17 protein-coding genes are annotated in these 17,106 nt (G+C 56.1%); all 17 read left to right on the top strand.

Annotation, left to right across the window (positions count from 1 at the left end; all coding sequences use genetic code 11):
- Nucleotides 1–27 precede the first annotated feature (27 nt).
- The 17 genes from AC1MEA_RS25695 (at nt 28) to fliE (ending at nt 17,093) form a co-directional block, all read left to right on the top strand.
- A complete protein-coding gene (locus tag AC1MEA_RS25695) occupies nt 28–648 on the top strand; it encodes a pseudaminic acid biosynthesis-associated methylase (protein ID WP_480916293.1) in 621 nt (206 codons plus the stop codon).
- Nucleotides 645–1,355 carry a pseudaminic acid cytidylyltransferase gene (pseF, locus tag AC1MEA_RS25690; protein WP_480916292.1) on the top strand — a complete coding sequence of 237 codons (711 nt, stop codon included), beginning with the start codon at nt 645–647 and terminating at the stop codon, nt 1,353–1,355. Before AC1MEA_RS25695 ends, pseF begins: the two co-directional genes overlap by 4 nt.
- Nucleotides 1,352–2,860: a UDP-2,4-diacetamido-2,4,6-trideoxy-beta-L-altropyranose hydrolase gene (pseG, locus tag AC1MEA_RS25685; RefSeq protein ID WP_480916291.1), complete on the top strand. Its 1,509-nt coding sequence runs from the start codon at nt 1,352–1,354 to the stop codon at nt 2,858–2,860. Before pseF ends, pseG begins: the two co-directional genes overlap by 4 nt.
- Nucleotides 2,853–3,905, top strand: a complete 1,053-nt coding sequence (gene pseI, locus AC1MEA_RS25680) for a pseudaminic acid synthase (RefSeq protein ID WP_480916290.1) — start codon at nt 2,853–2,855, stop codon at nt 3,903–3,905. The genes pseG and pseI overlap by 8 nt, the downstream gene beginning before the upstream one ends.
- 228 nt (nt 3,906–4,133) lie before the next feature.
- Nucleotides 4,134–5,060 carry a ketoacyl-ACP synthase III gene (locus AC1MEA_RS25675; protein WP_449633128.1) on the top strand — a complete coding sequence of 309 codons (927 nt, stop codon included), beginning with the start codon at nt 4,134–4,136 and terminating at the stop codon, nt 5,058–5,060.
- An 80-nt stretch (nt 5,061–5,140) separates the two neighbouring features.
- Entirely contained in the window at nt 5,141–6,433 is a 1,293-nt protein-coding gene (locus AC1MEA_RS25670) for a motility associated factor glycosyltransferase family protein (protein WP_449633129.1), read from the top strand.
- The gene (locus AC1MEA_RS25665) at nt 6,430–6,693 is read left to right on the top strand and encodes a hypothetical protein (RefSeq protein WP_480916289.1); all 264 of its coding nucleotides are present in this window, start codon (nt 6,430–6,432) and stop codon (nt 6,691–6,693) included. The genes AC1MEA_RS25670 and AC1MEA_RS25665 overlap by 4 nt, the downstream gene beginning before the upstream one ends.
- A gap of 385 nt (nt 6,694–7,078) precedes the next feature.
- Nucleotides 7,079–8,236 carry a flagellin N-terminal helical domain-containing protein gene (locus AC1MEA_RS25660; RefSeq protein WP_480916288.1) on the top strand — a complete coding sequence of 386 codons (1,158 nt, stop codon included), beginning with the start codon at nt 7,079–7,081 and terminating at the stop codon, nt 8,234–8,236.
- 290 nt (nt 8,237–8,526) lie between these two features.
- Nucleotides 8,527–9,393 carry a flagellin domain-containing protein gene (locus AC1MEA_RS25655; RefSeq protein ID WP_480916287.1) on the top strand — a complete coding sequence of 289 codons (867 nt, stop codon included), beginning with the start codon at nt 8,527–8,529 and terminating at the stop codon, nt 9,391–9,393.
- Nucleotides 9,394–9,465: 72 nt separating this feature from the next.
- Nucleotides 9,466–9,816 carry a flagellar protein FlaG gene (locus AC1MEA_RS25650; protein WP_480916286.1) on the top strand — a complete coding sequence of 117 codons (351 nt, stop codon included), beginning with the start codon at nt 9,466–9,468 and terminating at the stop codon, nt 9,814–9,816.
- A gap of 81 nt (nt 9,817–9,897) precedes the next feature.
- Nucleotides 9,898–11,313, top strand: a complete 1,416-nt coding sequence (gene fliD / locus AC1MEA_RS25645) for a flagellar filament capping protein FliD (protein WP_449633133.1) — start codon at nt 9,898–9,900, stop codon at nt 11,311–11,313.
- A gap of 128 nt (nt 11,314–11,441) precedes the next feature.
- Entirely contained in the window at nt 11,442–11,825 is a 384-nt protein-coding gene (gene fliS, locus AC1MEA_RS25640; RefSeq protein WP_449633134.1) for a flagellar export chaperone FliS, read from the top strand.
- Between the two features lie 23 nt (nt 11,826–11,848).
- Nucleotides 11,849–12,145: a flagellar protein FliT gene (fliT, locus tag AC1MEA_RS25635; protein ID WP_219060435.1), complete on the top strand. Its 297-nt coding sequence runs from the start codon at nt 11,849–11,851 to the stop codon at nt 12,143–12,145.
- Between the two features lie 172 nt (nt 12,146–12,317).
- Complete coding sequence (locus AC1MEA_RS25630; RefSeq protein ID WP_480916285.1) at nt 12,318–13,793, top strand: sigma-54 dependent transcriptional regulator; 1,476 nt, start codon at nt 12,318–12,320, stop codon at nt 13,791–13,793.
- 139 nt (nt 13,794–13,932) lie between these two features.
- Nucleotides 13,933–15,132: a sensor histidine kinase gene (locus AC1MEA_RS25625; RefSeq protein ID WP_480918223.1), complete on the top strand. Its 1,200-nt coding sequence runs from the start codon at nt 13,933–13,935 to the stop codon at nt 15,130–15,132.
- Nucleotides 15,132–16,577 carry a sigma-54-dependent transcriptional regulator gene (locus AC1MEA_RS25620; protein WP_449633135.1) on the top strand — a complete coding sequence of 482 codons (1,446 nt, stop codon included), beginning with the start codon at nt 15,132–15,134 and terminating at the stop codon, nt 16,575–16,577. Before AC1MEA_RS25625 ends, AC1MEA_RS25620 begins: the two co-directional genes overlap by 1 nt.
- Before the next feature lie 189 nt (nt 16,578–16,766).
- Nucleotides 16,767–17,093 (top strand): flagellar hook-basal body complex protein FliE, encoded by a 327-nt coding sequence (gene fliE, locus AC1MEA_RS25615; protein WP_219060438.1) that lies wholly within the window; start codon nt 16,767–16,769, stop codon nt 17,091–17,093.
- Nucleotides 17,094–17,106: the final 13 nt, after the last annotated feature.

Here is a 17,106-nt window from a genome sequence, read left to right as displayed (position 1 = left end):
GCCCCGATCCGTTGATGAGAGCAGTGCATGCGTGAATTAAGTGAGCAAGAGCAGTTCTGGCGGGGTGAGTTTGGTGATCAATACGCGGGGCGCAATCAGGGGCAGCCGCTGATCGCTGCCAATCTGGCGTTGTTTACCAAAGCGCTGGCGCGAACCTCACGGCTAGAGAGTCTGTTGGAGTTGGGCACCAACACGGGCAATAACCTGCAAGCGTTGCATCAGCTATTGCCAACGTGCGTGTTACAGGGGGTCGAGATCAATGCTCAGGCTCAGGCCTGTGCGCAGGCACTGGGGATTGCGGATGTATGGCATGGCTCGTTGTTCGACTATCCACATGATCGGACTTTCCAATTGACCCTGAGCAAAGGCGTACTGATTCACCTGGCGCCTGAACTGCTGCCCGCGGCTTACGCTCAGCTGTACCAACTGAGTCAACGCTATATCCTGATTTGCGAGTATTACAACCCGGTGCCGGTAGAGGTGTCCTATCGCGGTAACAGCGGCAAGTTGTTCAAGCGTGATTTTGCCGGGGAGATGCTTGATCGCTACAGTGATCTGCACCTGCTCGACTATGGGTTCAGTTATCACCGCGATCCGCAGTTTCCGACCGATGACATCAACTGGTTTCTATTGGAAAAGCGTCCGTGACAGCTGTAGCGATCATCCCTGCGCGGGGCGGCAGCAAGCGGATCCCGCGCAAGAATCTCAAGCTGTTCAACGGCCAGCCGATGATTGTCTGGTCGATTCTGGCTGCGCTGCGGAGTGGCCTGTTCGATCAGGTTGTGGTCAGTACCGACGATGAAGAAATCGCTGCGATCGCCAGGACTCACGGTGCGTGGGTGCCCTTCATGCGCCCGGCACAATTGGCCGACGACTTCACCGGGACGGCGGCGGTGATCATGCATGGGCTGGCGACACTGCAGGAGCAGGGGCACTCCTTCGATTACGCCTGTTGTATCTATGCCACAGCGCCTTTGCTGCAAGGGCGCTATCTGCGTGAAGGCTTGACGACCCTCGAGCAGAATCCGGGAAAATCCTTTGCCTTTTCCGTGTGCGAATTTGGCTTTGCCGTGCAGCGCGCCCTGAGCCTGAATGAGCAGGGTGCCCTGGAGCCACTGTATCCGCAGTACCGGGAAACCCGATCCCAGGATCTGCCCGTGGCCTATCAGGACGCCGGACAGTTTTATTGGGGTCGTACCGAGGCGTGGTTGCGTGGCGATGTAGTGTTTTCTGAGCAGAGTTTGCCGGTGATCTTGCCCCGGCATCTGGTCCAGGACATCGACAGCGAAGAAGACTGGACCCGCGCCGAGTACCTTTATGCGGCGTTGCTGGCTGGCGGGGAGTTGGAGTCGTGAGAGTGCTGATCCGCGCGGATGCTTCACACGCCATCGGCAGCGGCCATATTGCGCGGTGCCTGACCTTGGCCAAGGTGTTGCGTGATGGCGGGCACGACGTGGCTTTTGCCTGTCGCTTATTGCCTGGGCATTTGCTCGATCATCTCGCGACTCAAGGGTGGCGCGCTTATGGGTTGCCTGCGACGTACGCTGAGCAAGCCAATGCCGGGCAAGACATCGAAGCTGCGTTGCCTTGGCAGGCGGACATTGCGGCACTGCAGCGGTTGCTGACGGTAGAGGAGGCGTTCGACTGGATCATCGTCGATCACTATGGCCTCGATCATCATTGGCAGACCGCCGCCCGACAATGGGCACCACGGATCGCCGCAATCGATGATCTGGCCAACCGCCGTCATGCCGTTGATCTGTTGCTCGACCAGAACTTCAGCGGTACGCCGAGCGCTTATGCATCGTGGGTGGGGTCCGAGTGCCGAACGTTATTCGGCCCACGCTTTGCCATGATTCGCGATGAGTTCAAGCGCGATCCCGTGCCGATTCAGGCCCGGGCGCGTCGGGTTTTGGTGAATTTCGGCGGCTTCGATGTCGCAGGGGAAACCTGGAAAGCGATGTTGGCGCTGAGTGAACTCGATGTGCTGGAAGTCGACTTTATTGCGGGCACCGGTAACCCCGAGTGGGCGCGGATGCAGGCACTGGCCTCAGGACGTCCCACTTGGCGATTGCAAACCCACACGGACCAGTTCGCTGAATTGATGGCGCACGCTGATCTGTTTGTCGGCGCGGGCGGCGGTACCAGTTGGGAGCGTGCAGCGTTGGGACTGCCAACGATCTGTATCGCGGTGGCGGCCAATCAACAGGCCAACGCTGAACGTTTGGCTGAGGTCGGCGCGCACCTGTACCTGGGGCCGCGTGACCAGGTTTCTGTTGAGTCATTGCGTCAATCGATCAGTGTGTTGTTGGCCAACCAGGGTTTGCGCCGGAGTTTTGCCGAGCGCTCTCGCCAGTTGGTCGATGGCCGTGGCGCACGTCGTGTGGCAGCGGCCTTGGCTGGAGAGGTTCTGCAATTGCGCCCGGCGACGATGGACGACGCACGTCTGCTGTTCGATGGGCGCAACGCTGAGGAGGTCCGGCGCTGGTCGGTGGAGTCGCACGCCATTGATTGGGCCAGTCATCTGATCTGGTTGGCTGCCACCCTCGTGAATGACCAACGCCTGCTGCTGGTTGCAGAAACGGTCGATGGGCCGGTGGGCGTGCTGCGCTATGACAGGGTGGATACAAGGGCCGAAGTATCGATCTACCTGTTCGAAGGGCGGTTCGGTCTAGGCTGGGGCAGGGCGCTACTGGCCGGAGGGGCGCGATTCATCAAGCGTCACTGGCCGCAACTACGAGTGATCGATGCGCAGGTGCTGCCGGCCAATCAGGCGTCGATCAACCTGTTTCGCGATGCGGGCTATCGGCAGAGTGCCTGCCGTTTCGAGTGCGTCTTAAAGGATCATGCCGATGACTAGTTTCAAGATAGGCTCGCGTTCGATTGGTGCCGATACCGCGCCTTTCATCATCGCCGAGATGAGTGGCAACCATAACCAGTCGCTTGAGTTCGCGCTACAGATTGTCGAGGCGGCGGCCAAGGCCGGTGCTCACGCCTTGAAACTGCAAACCTACACCGCCGACACAATGACCCTGGACCTTGATCACGGCGAGTTTTTTATCAAGGACCCCAATAGTCTGTGGGCGGGGTCGTCCCTCTACGCGTTGTACGAGAAAGCCCACACACCCTGGGAGTGGCACGCGCCGATTTTTGCCCGGGCCAAAGCGCTGGGGATGCTGGCATTTTCGACGCCATTCGATGACAGTTCGGTGGACTTTCTTGAAAGCCTGGATGTGCCAGCTTACAAAATCGCCAGTTTCGAAAATACCGATTTACCGTTGATTCGCCGGGTCGCGTCGACCGGCAAGCCGTTGATCATCTCGACTGGTATGGCGAGCATTGCCGAACTGGACGAGACGGTCCGTGCAGCCCGTGCTGCCGGTTGCAAGGACCTGGTCTTGCTCAAATGCACCAGTACTTATCCGGCCTCGCCAGAAAACAGTCACGTGCGCACTATCCCGCATCTGCGCGATTTGTTTGGTTGCGAAGTGGGGTTGTCCGATCACTCCATGGGCGTTGGCGTTTCCGTGGCAGCCGTGGCGCTCGGGGCGACGGTGATCGAAAAGCATTTCACTCTGGATCGAGCCGCCGGCGGGGTGGACGCCAGCTTCTCTCTTGAGCCAGCCGAAATGGCCAGTCTGGTCATTGAAACCGAACGTGCCTGGCAGGCCATGGGGCACGTGCATTATGGCGTTACCGAGGCCGAGCGCCCGTCACTGGCCTATCGCCGATCACTGTATGTGACTCGGGATATGGTCGCAGGTGAAGTCTTCAGTGCTGACAACCTGAGAGCCATCCGTCCGGGCTTTGGATTAGCCCCAAAACACCGCGATGCGCTCATCGGGCGATGCGCTGGACAAGCCTTGAAACGGGGTACACCTCTTGACTGGTCGTTGGTCGAATAACGGCTTCTGTGGCTGATTCGGCAAAATAGCGTGACCTGCGAGTCATAACGCGCATCTTCACTGTATTGTATTAATAGGGAATGATGGCGCTTGGCTCTTTGTTAGCCTGGCGATAGCCATTTATTCTCTTCACTGTCGGTCCTTGGGGACGACAGGAAATCTCTGTTGGCCAGCGCTCTCGATTGCAGAGAACGGTGATATTCAGCTGTTTATTATTGGGAAGCCATAATGATTGGCATAAAAAGCATAGCGAGTTACGTGCCCGTAGCCGGCGTCGATAACTACGCACAAGGTGCTAAGTTCGCCAAGGATGAAGAGTTCATTCTGGGCAAGATCGGTTCTGCTTTCCTGCCGCGTAAAGATGAAGGCCAGGAAACCTCCGATCTGTGCGTCGAGGCCGTCAACGCCTTGTTTGCAAAGAATCCTGACCTCAAGCGCGAATCCATCGACGTGCTGATCGTCGTTACCCAGAACGGCGACGAAGAGGCCTTGCCCCACACGTCTGCCATCGTTCAGGACAAGCTCGGCCTGTCGACCCATGTGGCCGCGTTCGATATCTCCCTCGGGTGTTCGGGCTACGTCTACGGTCTCTATGCGCTCAAAGGCTTCATGGATGCCGCAGGGCTGAAGAACGGTCTGTTGGTGACCTGCGACCCGTACTCGAAAATTGTCGACCCCGAAGATCGCAATACCACCATGCTGTTTGGCGATGCTGCGACGGCCACGTGGATGGGCGAGGGGGCTGACTGGCAGTTGGGCAAGGCCAAGTTCGGCACCGACGGTTCCGGCGCACCGCACCTGAAAGTCAGCAACGGCGTATTTTTCATGAATGGCCGTCAGGTCTTCAACTTCGCGTTGCTTAAAGTGCCCGCGCACCTGCACGAGTTGCTGGATGAGTCTGGCTTGCACTCGGACGACATCGACGCGTTCTGTATTCACCAGGGCAGTGCGGCGATTGTCGATGCTGTGGCCCGGCGTTTCGAAGGCGACCCAGAGAAGTTTCTCAAGGACATGCTCGAAACCGGTAATACCGTTTCTTCGAGCATTCCTTTGTTGCTGGAAAAACACGTGCTCGACAGCGAGTGGAATCGGGTTGCGTTGAGTGGCTTTGGTGTCGGCTTGTCCTGGGGCTCGGCGATCATTCATAGGTCTTGATCGCATAAGCTTCTAAAATGGCGCTTCAGGTGAGTTAACCTTGAGCGCTATTTTTTTGCGTACGTTTTGAGTGAGGCAGCATGAGCGAGAGCTTTCAGCAAAATGCCGAGGTGCTTCAGGCGCGCTGGCCGGAGGTGTTCTCCCGGTTGTTGGCTGAAGACCGCGAATCATTGCAGGCCGAACTGGTGGAAGGGTTGGGTTCAACCCTGAGGATTTCCGGTATTCAGCTGACCAGCCGCCATGACCGCACCGCCGAAGCCCGCCTGCAAGCGGCCAGTCTGCCACCTGAGAGTCCGATGCTGCATGTGTACGGCACGGGTCTGGGTGATCTGCAGCAGGTCTTGCTGGAAAATCCCGAGCTACTGCGGTTGCAGGTGCACATTCTTAACGGTGGGCTGTTCGCTTTGGTTCTTGGTCTACTTGACCAAACGCCCTGGCTCAGCGATCCGCGGGTCGAACTGAGCTATGCCGCCGATTACCGGGAAATCCAGTTGCCGTTCTTTGCGCTGCCATCCGAGTTGGAATTGGCGGATGAATTTAATGCCCGGATTCGTGATCGACTAATCAGCGAAGTGCACCTGAGCTTCAATAACCGCGAGTTCGATCCGCAATCGCCGCTTATTCTCCAGCGCTTGCAGGACAGCCTGGAGCTGTTGCGCAGTGATCGTGATATCGCTGAGCTGTTCGGCTCGCAGGTGGGCCAGGAAGTCTATGTGATCGGTACGGGGCCGAGCCTTGAACACCACTTCGAAAAGCTTCTGGCTATTCGTGCGCAGGCACAGCGGCCTCTTTTTGTTAGTGTCGATACGGCCTATCGGCCGTTAATTGAGCACGGCATCAAACCGGACCTGGTGGTGAGTATCGATAAGGGGATCACTGCTCGGCACTTGCCGCCGCCGGACTCCGATTCTATCCCCTTGGTGTATATGCCAATGAGTGATCCGCAGGTGCTCCAGGCCTGGAAGGGCCCGCGCTATGTCGGCTATTCCGCCAGTCCGATCTATGCCGCGCTGCGCCAGCAAATTGCCAAAGCGCAGTTGTACGTTGGCGGCAGTGTGCTTCACCCCGCAGTGGATCTGGCGGTGAAGATGGGTGCGGCGAAAATCACCTTGTTCGGAGCCGACTTTGCCTTCCCGATGAACAGAACTCACGCCGGTTGGAATGATGGCGAGCTAGGCCCAGGGGTTGATCTCGCCAAGCACTGGGTGCTCGACGGTCATGGGCAGCGCGTCAAGACGCAGCTCAATTTCCGTCGCTACCTGGGCGAGCTGGAACGTTACATTGCCGGGCATCCAGAGGTGCGCTTTTTTAACAGCAGCCGGGCAGGCGCGATGATCGCCGGTACGGCCTATGACCTGGAGTTCTGCCAATGAGCTCGCATGCGCAGTGTGTCCTCGACTGTCGGCAGTGTGCCGGGCTGTTTCGTCTTGGGCGTAATGTCGAGGCGGCATTGGCTATGGTCGACGTGTTCGACCACGCGCAGAGCCTGTTAAGTCGGGGCTCGCCAGCATTGCAACAACAATGGTTGCAGCTATTGCCGCCGATGCTGGCCTGCCAGGAAGGGCTGGACTGGTTGGGGTTGGCTGACTACCTAGAGTATGAGTTGGTGGCGTTACTCGAGAGTGAATCGTAGTTCGGGCGCGTTCAGGTTGCCCGGTCGACGCTTTTGCATAGATGTGTCCCTTGCTCGACTCCCCATCACGACCCCGTTCCGGATACGTCACGAATTTTTCTCTCGTCCCCGCTCGAAAAATGTGTGAGGGGAGGCTTTTTTCGATTTTTTTTCATCTTTTTTTGCAAAAAAATTCGTAAAAAATAAAACCTTTGAAAATCCACGCTTATAACCGAAACACCCTACAAATGTCGGGTATGTAATTGTTCTAATTCCCAAACAGTCTTAAAAAGCCTGTTAAAGCCGCTTGTAATTTTTCCGATAAACATTTTGTAGGTTTTCAGGGCGTGCCGGATGCAGCCTGTTTTTGGAAGCCCGCAATCTCTTTTTTGCGAGGAATTTCACAATGGCTTTAACCGTAAATACCAATGTCGCGTCGTTGTCTGTTCAGCGAAATCTGAACCGCTCTTCTGATGCCGTCAGTACATCGATGGCGCGTTTGTCTTCAGGCTTAAGGATTAACAGCGCCAAGGACGATGCCGCAGGCATGCAGATCGCGAGTCGCCTGACGACCCAGATTAAAGGGATGACGGTTGCGGCCAGAAATGCGGGCAATGCAATTTCCATTGCGCAAACGGCGGAGGGGGCGTTGCAGGAGTCGACCAACAACCTGCAGCGGATGCGTGAGCTGGCGATTCAATCGAAAAACGGCGACAACAGTCAGAAGGAGCGGGATGCACTCAATTCCGAGTTCAATCAGTCGGTTCAAGAGCTGACCCGTCTTTCGAAGAGCACCACGTTCGGTGGTGGTTTAAAGCTGCTGGATGGCAGTGCCGGGACGATGACGTTTCATGTGGGCGCCAACGTGGGGAGAACTGAGGAGATCAGCCTGTCGCTCTCGGACGACTTTTCTGCCGAATCGTTGTTTATAGCGGCTAAGAGTGCTGCTGCTGTGCTGGGCGATGATAAGACTACCGGCTCGGTAGAGGTTGTAAAGGGCGAGTACACGGCTCTTGCGATTGATGGGCGCGGAAGTCGAAATCTATTGCCGATCAATGTGACGGAAAAAATGACTGATGATGCTCAACAGAAAAATACAGCACTTGCTGCTGCTGAATCTGCGCTGGGTGCGATTGATGCGGTTGCTGATCCTGCTGCCTATACGGCTCAACAAGCCGCTGTGGCTACCGCAAAAACGGAAGCTGATGGTGCGACGACAATTTTAAAGGACGCAACCGAACTGGATAAAAAGAGCAAACCGCTCAACGATCAAGCCATGGCCGACAACATCGAGGCAACTATCATGTCCATCGACAAGGCCCTAGAAACCATTGATGCCGCTCGTTCCAATCTGGGTGCCAAGCAAAACCGCTTCGCCAGCACCATTTCCAACCTCAACAACATGGTAAAGAACACCACGGCTGCGCGCGGCCAAATCGAAGATGTCGACTTCGCCTCGGAAACAGCCGAACTGACCAAGCAGCAAACGCTGCAACAAGCTTCGACGGCCGTCTTGGCTCAAGCCAACCAGCTACCGGCCGCAGTTCTTAAATTGCTGCAATAAAGAGAACGCCTTCGGGCGCATGTTGAATCCTGGTATCCGGTCACGGATGCCAGACCTCAAAACGGTTGGAGATGTGGGGGTGGTGTGAGGTTGCAGGTCGTTGAAGAGAGTGGGGGAGATGCTCTGCAGCCCCCGACAACTGTAGGGATGTCAGAGTGGTGGCAATATTTTTTTAAAAACCCCTCAAGCTCCTTGCTATCTCGACGATAACTATTACGAAGGTTCTCTAGGCCACACCCGGCGGTTGCCAGGGCCGGAAGCCGCAGTACCCAACCATTGAGGAACTCATCATGTCTTTAAGCGTAAACACCAACGTTACATCCTTGGTTGTTCAGAGAAACTTGGGCAACGCAGCGAACGCCCTCTCTACCTCGATGACTCGCTTGTCTTCCGGCCTGAAAATCAACAGCGCTAAAGATGACACCGCCGGCCTGCAGATCGCTACTCGTATGAGCAGCCAGGTTCGTGGTCAGACCGTGGCAGTGAAAAACGCCAACGACGGTATTTCGATGGCTCAGACCGCTGAAGGCGCTCTGCAAGAGTCAACCAACATTCTGCAACGTATGCGTGAACTGGCTGTACAGGCACGTAACGGCACCAACGGCACTGCTGACCAGGCTGCAACCAACTCAGAATTCGCTCAGATGTCTGACGAACTGACCCGTATCTCTGCCAGCACTAACTTGAACGGCAAGAACTTGCTCGACGGTTCTGCCGGTACCATGACCCTGCAAGTGGGTTCCAACGTAGGTACGGCTAACCAGATCAACCTGGTCCTGAGCAGCAAGTTTGACGCTGCCAGCCTCTCCGTTGATAGCGGTACTCTCGTACTGACCGGTACCAGTGGCTCTGCTGGCACTGCTGGTGAAGCAGGCTTCAACATTGACAACGCGATCACTGCAATCGATGCGGCTATCACCTCAATCGGTATAACTCGCGCAAACTTGGGTGCTTCCCAAAACCGTCTGACCAGCACCATTGCCAACCTGCAGAACATCACGGAAAACGTGACCGCTGCACAAGGTCGCGTGCAAGATACCGACTTTGCTGCTGAAACTGCTCAGTTGACTAAAAGTCAAACCCTGCAGCAAGCGTCCACCGCTGTGTTGGCTCAAGCCAACCAGTTGCCTTCTTCTGTACTGAAGCTGCTTCAGTAATTTCAGAATGAGTTTGGCGGGAGGGTGCGCTTGTCGTGCTCTTTCGCTTTTTTACTTTAGGAGGTTATGGACATGGATATGAGTGTCAAGCTGAACGTGTCTTACCCCGCTGCGGCACCGCCGAGCAGTGCTGCTAATAAGCCTGCTGTGACGCCTAGGGCCGATAGTGTGGCGGCGGTGCCTGCGAGTAAGGACGTGGACTCGAGTAAGTTGAAAACAGCTGTTCAAGAGATTGAGAAATTCGTTCAGTCGGTCAAACGCAATCTGGAATTTTCGATTGACGAAACGTCCGGCAAAGTTGTGGTAAAAGTGATCGCCAGTGAAACGGGTGAGGTGGTCAGGCAAATTCCTTCGGAAGAAGTGCTGAAGTTGGCAGACAACTTGAGTAATGCAAGCAGCGTATTGTTCAACGCAAAAGCTTGAAGTTGGCATGAATAATGTCTGCATATTCTTTTGTTCGTTATAGTGGTCAAAAGACCGACGAAAAACTGAAAGGAGACGCACATGGCAAGTCCAATCGTTCCCAGTACAGGTCTTGGCTCGGGCCTTGATATTGGTTCTATTGTCACTGCATTGGTCAATGCCGACAAATCGGCCAAGCAGACGCAGATCAATACTCAGACGACCCTCACGACGTCGAAAATTTCCGGCGTGGGCTCGCTGCAAAGCGCGCTGACTGCCTATCAAACGGCGTTGACTAACCTTGGTAGTGCCACTAGCCCGGCCTTTTCTGGCTTTGCGGCGACCTCATCGACCCCTACAGCCCTGACGGCGACCTCGGACAACACCGCGGTTAATGGCAGTTACAACATTGTTGTTCAGAATTTGGCTACCAGCTCCAAAGTCGCTACGGCGTCTTTCTCTGGAGGTGCTACCAGTGCTATTCCGAGTGGTAACTTGACTATCACTCAAAATAGCACTGCTACCAGCTTCACTATTCCGGCGAACTCAACTCTGCAGTCGGTTCGTGACTTGGTCAATACCCAGACAGCCACCAGCGGCGTCAGTGCCAACATCGTGACGGACAGCACGGGTGCCTCGCGTCTGGTATTTGGCTCTACGACCACGGGTGCTGGCTCGGATATCACCACCACCAGTGATGTCGCAGGGCTGACTATTGTCGCTGATGCCAAGCTCGACTCAACAACCCCTGGCAGTGCTGGCTATATTGGCAGTCAGGCGGTTGATGCAAATCTCACTATTGATGGATTGGCGGTCAAGAGTTCGTCCAATACGGTGAGCAATGCAATCAGTGGCCTGAGCATGACACTGGTTTCGGCTAACAGTTCGACGGTGACGGTTGCGAGCAATACCGATGGCTTGAAAACCTCGCTGCAGTCCTTTGTCGATGCCTACAACACAGTGGTCAAAACCATTACCTCCTTGACTAAGGCCACTGCGGACAGCAATGGCAAGCTCACCGTTGCGGCGGCAATGACCGGTGATTCTCTGCCGCGGACATTGTTGGCTTCTTTGCGTGATGAATTGGTTACGCCTGGTCCGGGTAGTCAGTTGTCGGTACTTTCGCAGTTGGGTATCCAGACGGACCAGAAGGCCGGTACGCTGACCTTCGACAGCACCAAGTTCACGACGGCGATGACCAACAAGAGTCTGGGCGGTCAGGTTCAGCAGCTGTTCAGCGGTACCACCAGTACCAATGGCCTGCTTGCGCGTATGGGCGCGGTCCTTACGCCCTATACCCAGGCTGGCGGCATTCTCGCTACCCGTTCGAGCAGTTTAAATACGCAGAAGAATGCCCTCACCACCCAGCAGGCTGCGCTGGATCTGCGGGTGACCAATATGACTGCCGCGTTGACAGCTAAATACAACGCGATGGACTTGTTGGTGGGCCAGATGAAGGCGACTTCAACCAGTATCACTTCATTCTTCACTGCGTTGAGCGCATCGAAGACGGGCTGATCGCCGTCTCTACGCAAAAAGCCCGGCTGCGTAAATGCAGCTGGGCTTTTTGGCTTCTGGCCTAAAGTTTTGGGGCGTTGCGTCGATACCTTGGGTATATGAACTCTTGAGTTTTGATGAGGTAGAACATGAATCCGATGTTAGCTCTTCGGCAGTATCAGAAGATTGGCGCGCAAGCCCAGACTTCCGAAGCCAGTCCCCACCGTCTCGTGCAAATGCTGATGGAAGGCGGTCTGGATCGTATCGCTCAAGCCAAAGGTGCGATGGAGCGTAAGGACATTCCTGGCAAGGGTATGTTGATCAGTAAGGCCATCGGCATCGTGGGCGGTTTGCGCGAAGGTCTGGATCTGGAGAAGTCGGCTGACTCTCTGGGTAATCTGGACAACCTCTACGTCTATATGATGAAGCGCTTGGCTGAAGCCAATATTTACAGCGACCCGAAAGCCCTGGACGAAGTCAGTGACTTGCTGGGCACGGTCAAGGATGGCTGGGATGCCATCGCGACCCTATAGCCTGCTATGTCGAGGAGATCATCATGAGTGCTGTACTGCAGCGTATCGAAGAAACCCGTGAAGCGTTGGTCGGTGCATTGGCTGAACGCGACTGGGAGGCTATTGGGCAGCTGGATCTGGCTTGCCGCGCTTGTGTTGACGATGTGATCAGCGAGGTTCCGCTAAACGAAACCGAAGTGAGAGGCAATCTGGAGCGCTTGTTGGGGGTATATCGACAGCTGATTGAGGTTGCTACGGGTGAGCGTCAAGCAATCGTCGATGAGATGACGCAGATCCAGCAAGCGAAAACCGCAGCAAAGGTTTACCATCTGTTCGGTTGACGCTTGGTTGATCGAAAAAAATAAATTCGCCATAAATTTGACTGTGCGCGGATTTTTGACTTAACTAGTGCGGTTTACTATTTTCTGACGTCTAAATCGCCATATGGGTCGTAGACGCCAAGCTTGCCCCCATTTCATGGGCATTGAGTTTGACTAGGGAAGTTGCTATTGCATGTGGCGTGAAATCAAGATTCTGCTGATTGATGACGATAGCCTGCGCCGCCGCGATATGGCGGTCATTTTAAATTTTCTTGGCGAAGAAAATTTGTCCTGCTCAAGCCTTGATTGGCAGCAGGTCGTCGGTTCTCTGACCTCTACCCGAGAAGTGCTTTGCGTGCTGGTGGGCGAAGTGAGCGCTCCGGGTACTCTTCAAGGACTGCTTAAGACCATCGCTGCCTGGGATGAGTTCCTTCCTGTCATGTTAATGGGAGAGTTTTCTTCCTCCGACCTGCCAGATGACTTGCGCCGTCGTGTGTTGTCGTCTCTGGAAATGCCGCCCAGCTACAGCAAACTGCTCGATTCCCTGCACCGAGCCCAGGTTTATCGTGAAATGTACGATCATGCCCGTGAGCGTGGTCGTCATCGTGAACCGAACCTGTTTCGCAGCCTGGTGGGTACCAGTCGCGCGATTCAGCATGTTCGGCAAATGATGCAGCAGGTTGCCGACACTGATGCCAGCGTGCTGATCCTCGGCGAGTCCGGTACTGGCAAGGAAGTGGTCGCGCGCAATCTGCACTATCACTCCAAGCGTCGCGATGCGCCGTTCGTTCCCGTCAACTGCGGTGCAATACCCGCCGAGCTGCTGGAAAGCGAACTGTTCGGCCATGAGAAGGGTGCGTTTACCGGGGCGATCACCAGTCGTGCCGGGCGCTTTGAGCTGGCCAATGGCGGCACCTTGTTCCTCGACGAAATTGGCGACATGCCGCTGCCTATGCAGGTCAAGCTGTTGCGTGTGCTGCAAGAGCGCACCTTCGAGCGGGTCGGCAGCAACAAAACGCAGAGCGTCGATGTGCGAATCATTGCGGCGACACACAAGAATCTCGAGCACATGATCGAGATTGGTACGTTCCGTGAAGACCTCTATTACCGTTTGAATGTATTCCCGATCGAAATGGCCCCGTTGCGCGAGCGTGTCGAAGACATTCCGCTGCTGATGAACGAATTGATTTCGCGTATGGAGCACGAAAAGCGTGGCTCGATCCGTTTCAACTCGGCGGCCATCATGTCGCTTTGTCGTCACGCCTGGCCGGGCAATGTTCGCGAGCTGGCCAATCTGGTCGAGCGCATGGCGATCATGCATCCCTATGGGGTGATCGGCGTTGTCGAGTTGCCGAAAAAATTCCGTTATGTCGACGATGAAGACGAGCAGTTGGTTGATAGCTTTCGCACTGACCTGGAAGAGCGGGTCGCTATCAACGGTCACACGCCCAACTTTGCTTCCAGCGCCTTGTTGCCACCTGAAGGTCTTGATCTCAAGGACTATCTGGGTGGGTTGGAGCAGGGCCTGATTCAGCAGGCATTGGACGATGCTGGCGGCATTGTGGCGCGCGCTGCTGAGCGTTTGCGTATTCGCCGTACAACGCTGGTGGAAAAAATGCGCAAATACGGCATGAGCCGGCGTGATGGGGATGAACAGGCGGAGGATTGACGCTTCTATTCTTCTCGGATAATCAAACCCCTGATAAATCAGGGGTTTTTTTTAGGCACGGGTATTGCTATGTCTCTTGCTACATACCGTTTAATGACGGTTCGCCATGCGAGAGACCACTATGCCCCAGGCCGCCCAGATGTCTTCTGCCCTTTCTTCTTATGAAGCGCAGCCGTCCCTCGAGCCGGAAAACCGGACCGGGCTTGAGCAGGCGTTCTCGCGGTTCGATCAGATGTCGAGCCAGTTGAGTGACTCCTACAGCTTGCTTGAAGCACGGGTGACGGAGCTCAAGGGGGAACTGGCAGTCGTCAGCGCTCAGCGAATGCAGGAATTGGCGGAAAAAGAACGTCTGGCTAATCGCCTGCAAAACTTGCTCATGCTGTTGCCCGGTGGGGTCATTGTCATGGACGGTCAGGGCGTGGTGCGTGAGGCCAACCCTGCTGCGCGCGACCTGTTGGGTGAGCCACTGCTGGGCATGCTCTGGCGGCAGGTGATCAGCCGGTGTTTCGCGCCGCGCGAAGATGATGGTCACGAAGTGTCTCTCAAGGATGGGCGACGCCTGTCCATCGCGACGCGTTCACTGGATGCGGAACCGGGGCAGTTGGTGTTGCTCAATGACTTGACCGAAACCCGTCATCTGCAGGGCCAGCTTGCTCGCCACGAGCGCCTGTCTTCGCTGGGGCGGATGGTCACCTCGCTGGCTCATCAGATTCGTACGCCCCTGTCCGCAGCCTTGATCTATGCCAGCCATTTGGCCGAGCAGGAGTTGCCGGTGGCGACTCAGCAACGTTTTGCCGGACGCTTGAAAGAGCGTTTGCACGAGCTTGAGCATCAGGTGCGCGACATGTTGGTCTTCGCGCGTGGCGAGTTGCCGATGACCGATCGTCTTGCACCCGACCTATTGTTCCAGGCCTTGCAGGCGGCGGCGCAAACCCATGTGCAAGGTCTATCGGTACGTTGGCAGTGCGACAGCCGCGAAGGCGCGTTGTTGTGCAATCGCGACACGCTGGTGGGCGCGTTGCTGAATTTGATTGAGAACGCGGTGCAGGCCAGCGCAGGAAAAACGCGCTTGAAAATCCATCTCTACAGCCGCGATAACACGGTGCGTTTATGCATCAGTGACAACGGCAGCGGGATCGACGCCTCGGCACTGGCGCGCATCGGCGAGCCTTTCTTTACCACCAAGTCCACCGGCACCGGACTAGGGTTGGCGGTGGTCAATGCAGTCACCCGTGCACACCAGGGGCAACTGCAATTTCGCTCTCGTCCCGGTCGCGGCACGTGCGCGATTGTCACCTTGCCTTTGATTCCGGGTACCCGTGACGCGGGAGTGAACTGATGGCAATCAAGGTTTTGCTGGTCGAGGATGACCCTTCACTGCGTGAGGCGCTGGGTGAAACCTTGATGTTGGCCGGGCACGACTTCCGTGCCGTCGGTTCGGCTGAAGAGGCGCTTGAGGCCGTGGCTGAGGAGTCCTTCAGTCTGGTGGTAAGTGACGTCAACATGCCTGGCATGGATGGTCATCAATTGTTGAGCGTGTTGCGCAGCCGTCATGCGCAATTGCCCGTGCTGTTGATGACCGCGCACGGCGCGGTCGAGCGTGCGGTGGATGCGATGCGTCAGGGCGCCGCGGATTATCTGGTCAAGCCTTTCGAGCCCAAAGCACTGATGGAGCTGGTAGCACGGCACGCACTGGGTCGCCCCGGACCTGCTGACAGCGAGGGGCCGGTGGCTTTCGAGCCGGCCAGCGCGCAATTGCTGGATCTGGCTGCTCGAGTGGCCAGAAGCGATTCGACGGTGCTGATTTCCGGTGAGTCCGGTACGGGCAAGGAGGTGTTGGCGCGTTTTATTCACCAGCAGTCTACTCGGGCTAACAAACCGTTCATTGCGATCAATTGCGCCGCGATCCCGGACAACATGCTTGAAGCGACGTTGTTCGGTCATGAGAAAGGATCGTTCACCGGCGCCATCGCGGCGCAGGCTGGCAAGTTTGAACAGGCAGATGGCGGCACCATTCTGCTGGATGAGATTTCTGAAATGCCCCTCGGTCTGCAAGCCAAATTGCTGCGTGTGCTTCAGGAGCGGGAAGTGGAGCGGGTGGGTGGACGTAAGCCCATCGTCCTGGATATTCGTGTGCTGGCAACCACCAACCGCGATCTGGCCGCAGAAGTGGCGGCAGGGCGTTTTCGCGAAGATCTTTATTACCGGATTTCGGTGTTTCCGCTGGCTTGGCGACCACTGCGTGAGCGGACTGCCGATATTCTGCCGCTGGCCGAGCGGTTGCTGTCCAAGCACGTCAATAAAATGAAACATGCCGCCGTACGATTGTCGGCGGACGCGCAAGCCTGTCTGATCGGCTACCCGTGGCCAGGCAATGTCCGCGAGCTGGATAACGCGATTCAGCGGGCATTGATCCTGCAGCAAGGTGGAGTGATTCAGGCACAGGATTTCTGTCTGGCGGGCCCGGTAACGGCTTCGCCAGTGCCGGCGTTGGGCGTTCCGACGCAGCCGCGGATTGTCGCGCCGGCACCGATGCCTTCAGTGTCAGTGCCTCCCGTCGATGGTGTGGCGTCACACAACCAAGTCGGCGAATCTGCCGGGGCGTTGGGTGATGACTTGCGGCGTCGCGAGTTCCAGATAATCATCGACACCCTGCGCGCTGAGCACGGCCGCCGCAAAGAAGCTGCGGAACGCTTGGGTATCAGTCCTCGGACCTTGCGCTACAAACTGGCGCAAATGCGCGATGCAGGGATGGATGTTGAAGCGTCTCTATTCGCTACTTGATGCCGTGTGGTGTATAAGGCGCACCGCATCACGCTATTCGCAGGCTGGCGCGTGTTCCTACAGACTTCATACTATTGGATGTGCAGGTTGCGGCTAAAGGCCATCACTTGGCTGGCACTCTTGTTGCTTTGTCATATATAACCGCGTAATGAGTGTCAAAAATCTGCGGCCCCTAGTGAGAGAAACGTCATGAGCCAAGGTGTTGAATTTAATCGCTTGATGTTAGACATGCGCTCCATGCAAATGGACGCCATGGCTATGCCAAAAGCAATAAGCACCCCGGAAATCGGCGCCAGCAGCTTTGCCGATATGCTTGGCCAGGCCGTCAACAAGGTCAACGATACTCAGCAAGCCTCTAATCAATTGTCGAATGCGTTCGAAATCGGCAAAAGCGGCGTTGACCTCACTGACGTGATGATCTCTTCGCAGAAAGCGAGCGTCTCGTTCCAGGCGTTGACCCAGGTCCGCAATAAACTGGTTCAAGCGTATCAAGACATCATGCAGATGCCGGTTTAAGGACGTATTGAGT

This window comes from Pseudomonas sp. ASL8, from assembly GCF_056680355.1.
The sequence above is the reverse complement of the archived record's forward strand: the minus strand, read 5'-3'. Positions and strand labels throughout refer to the sequence as shown.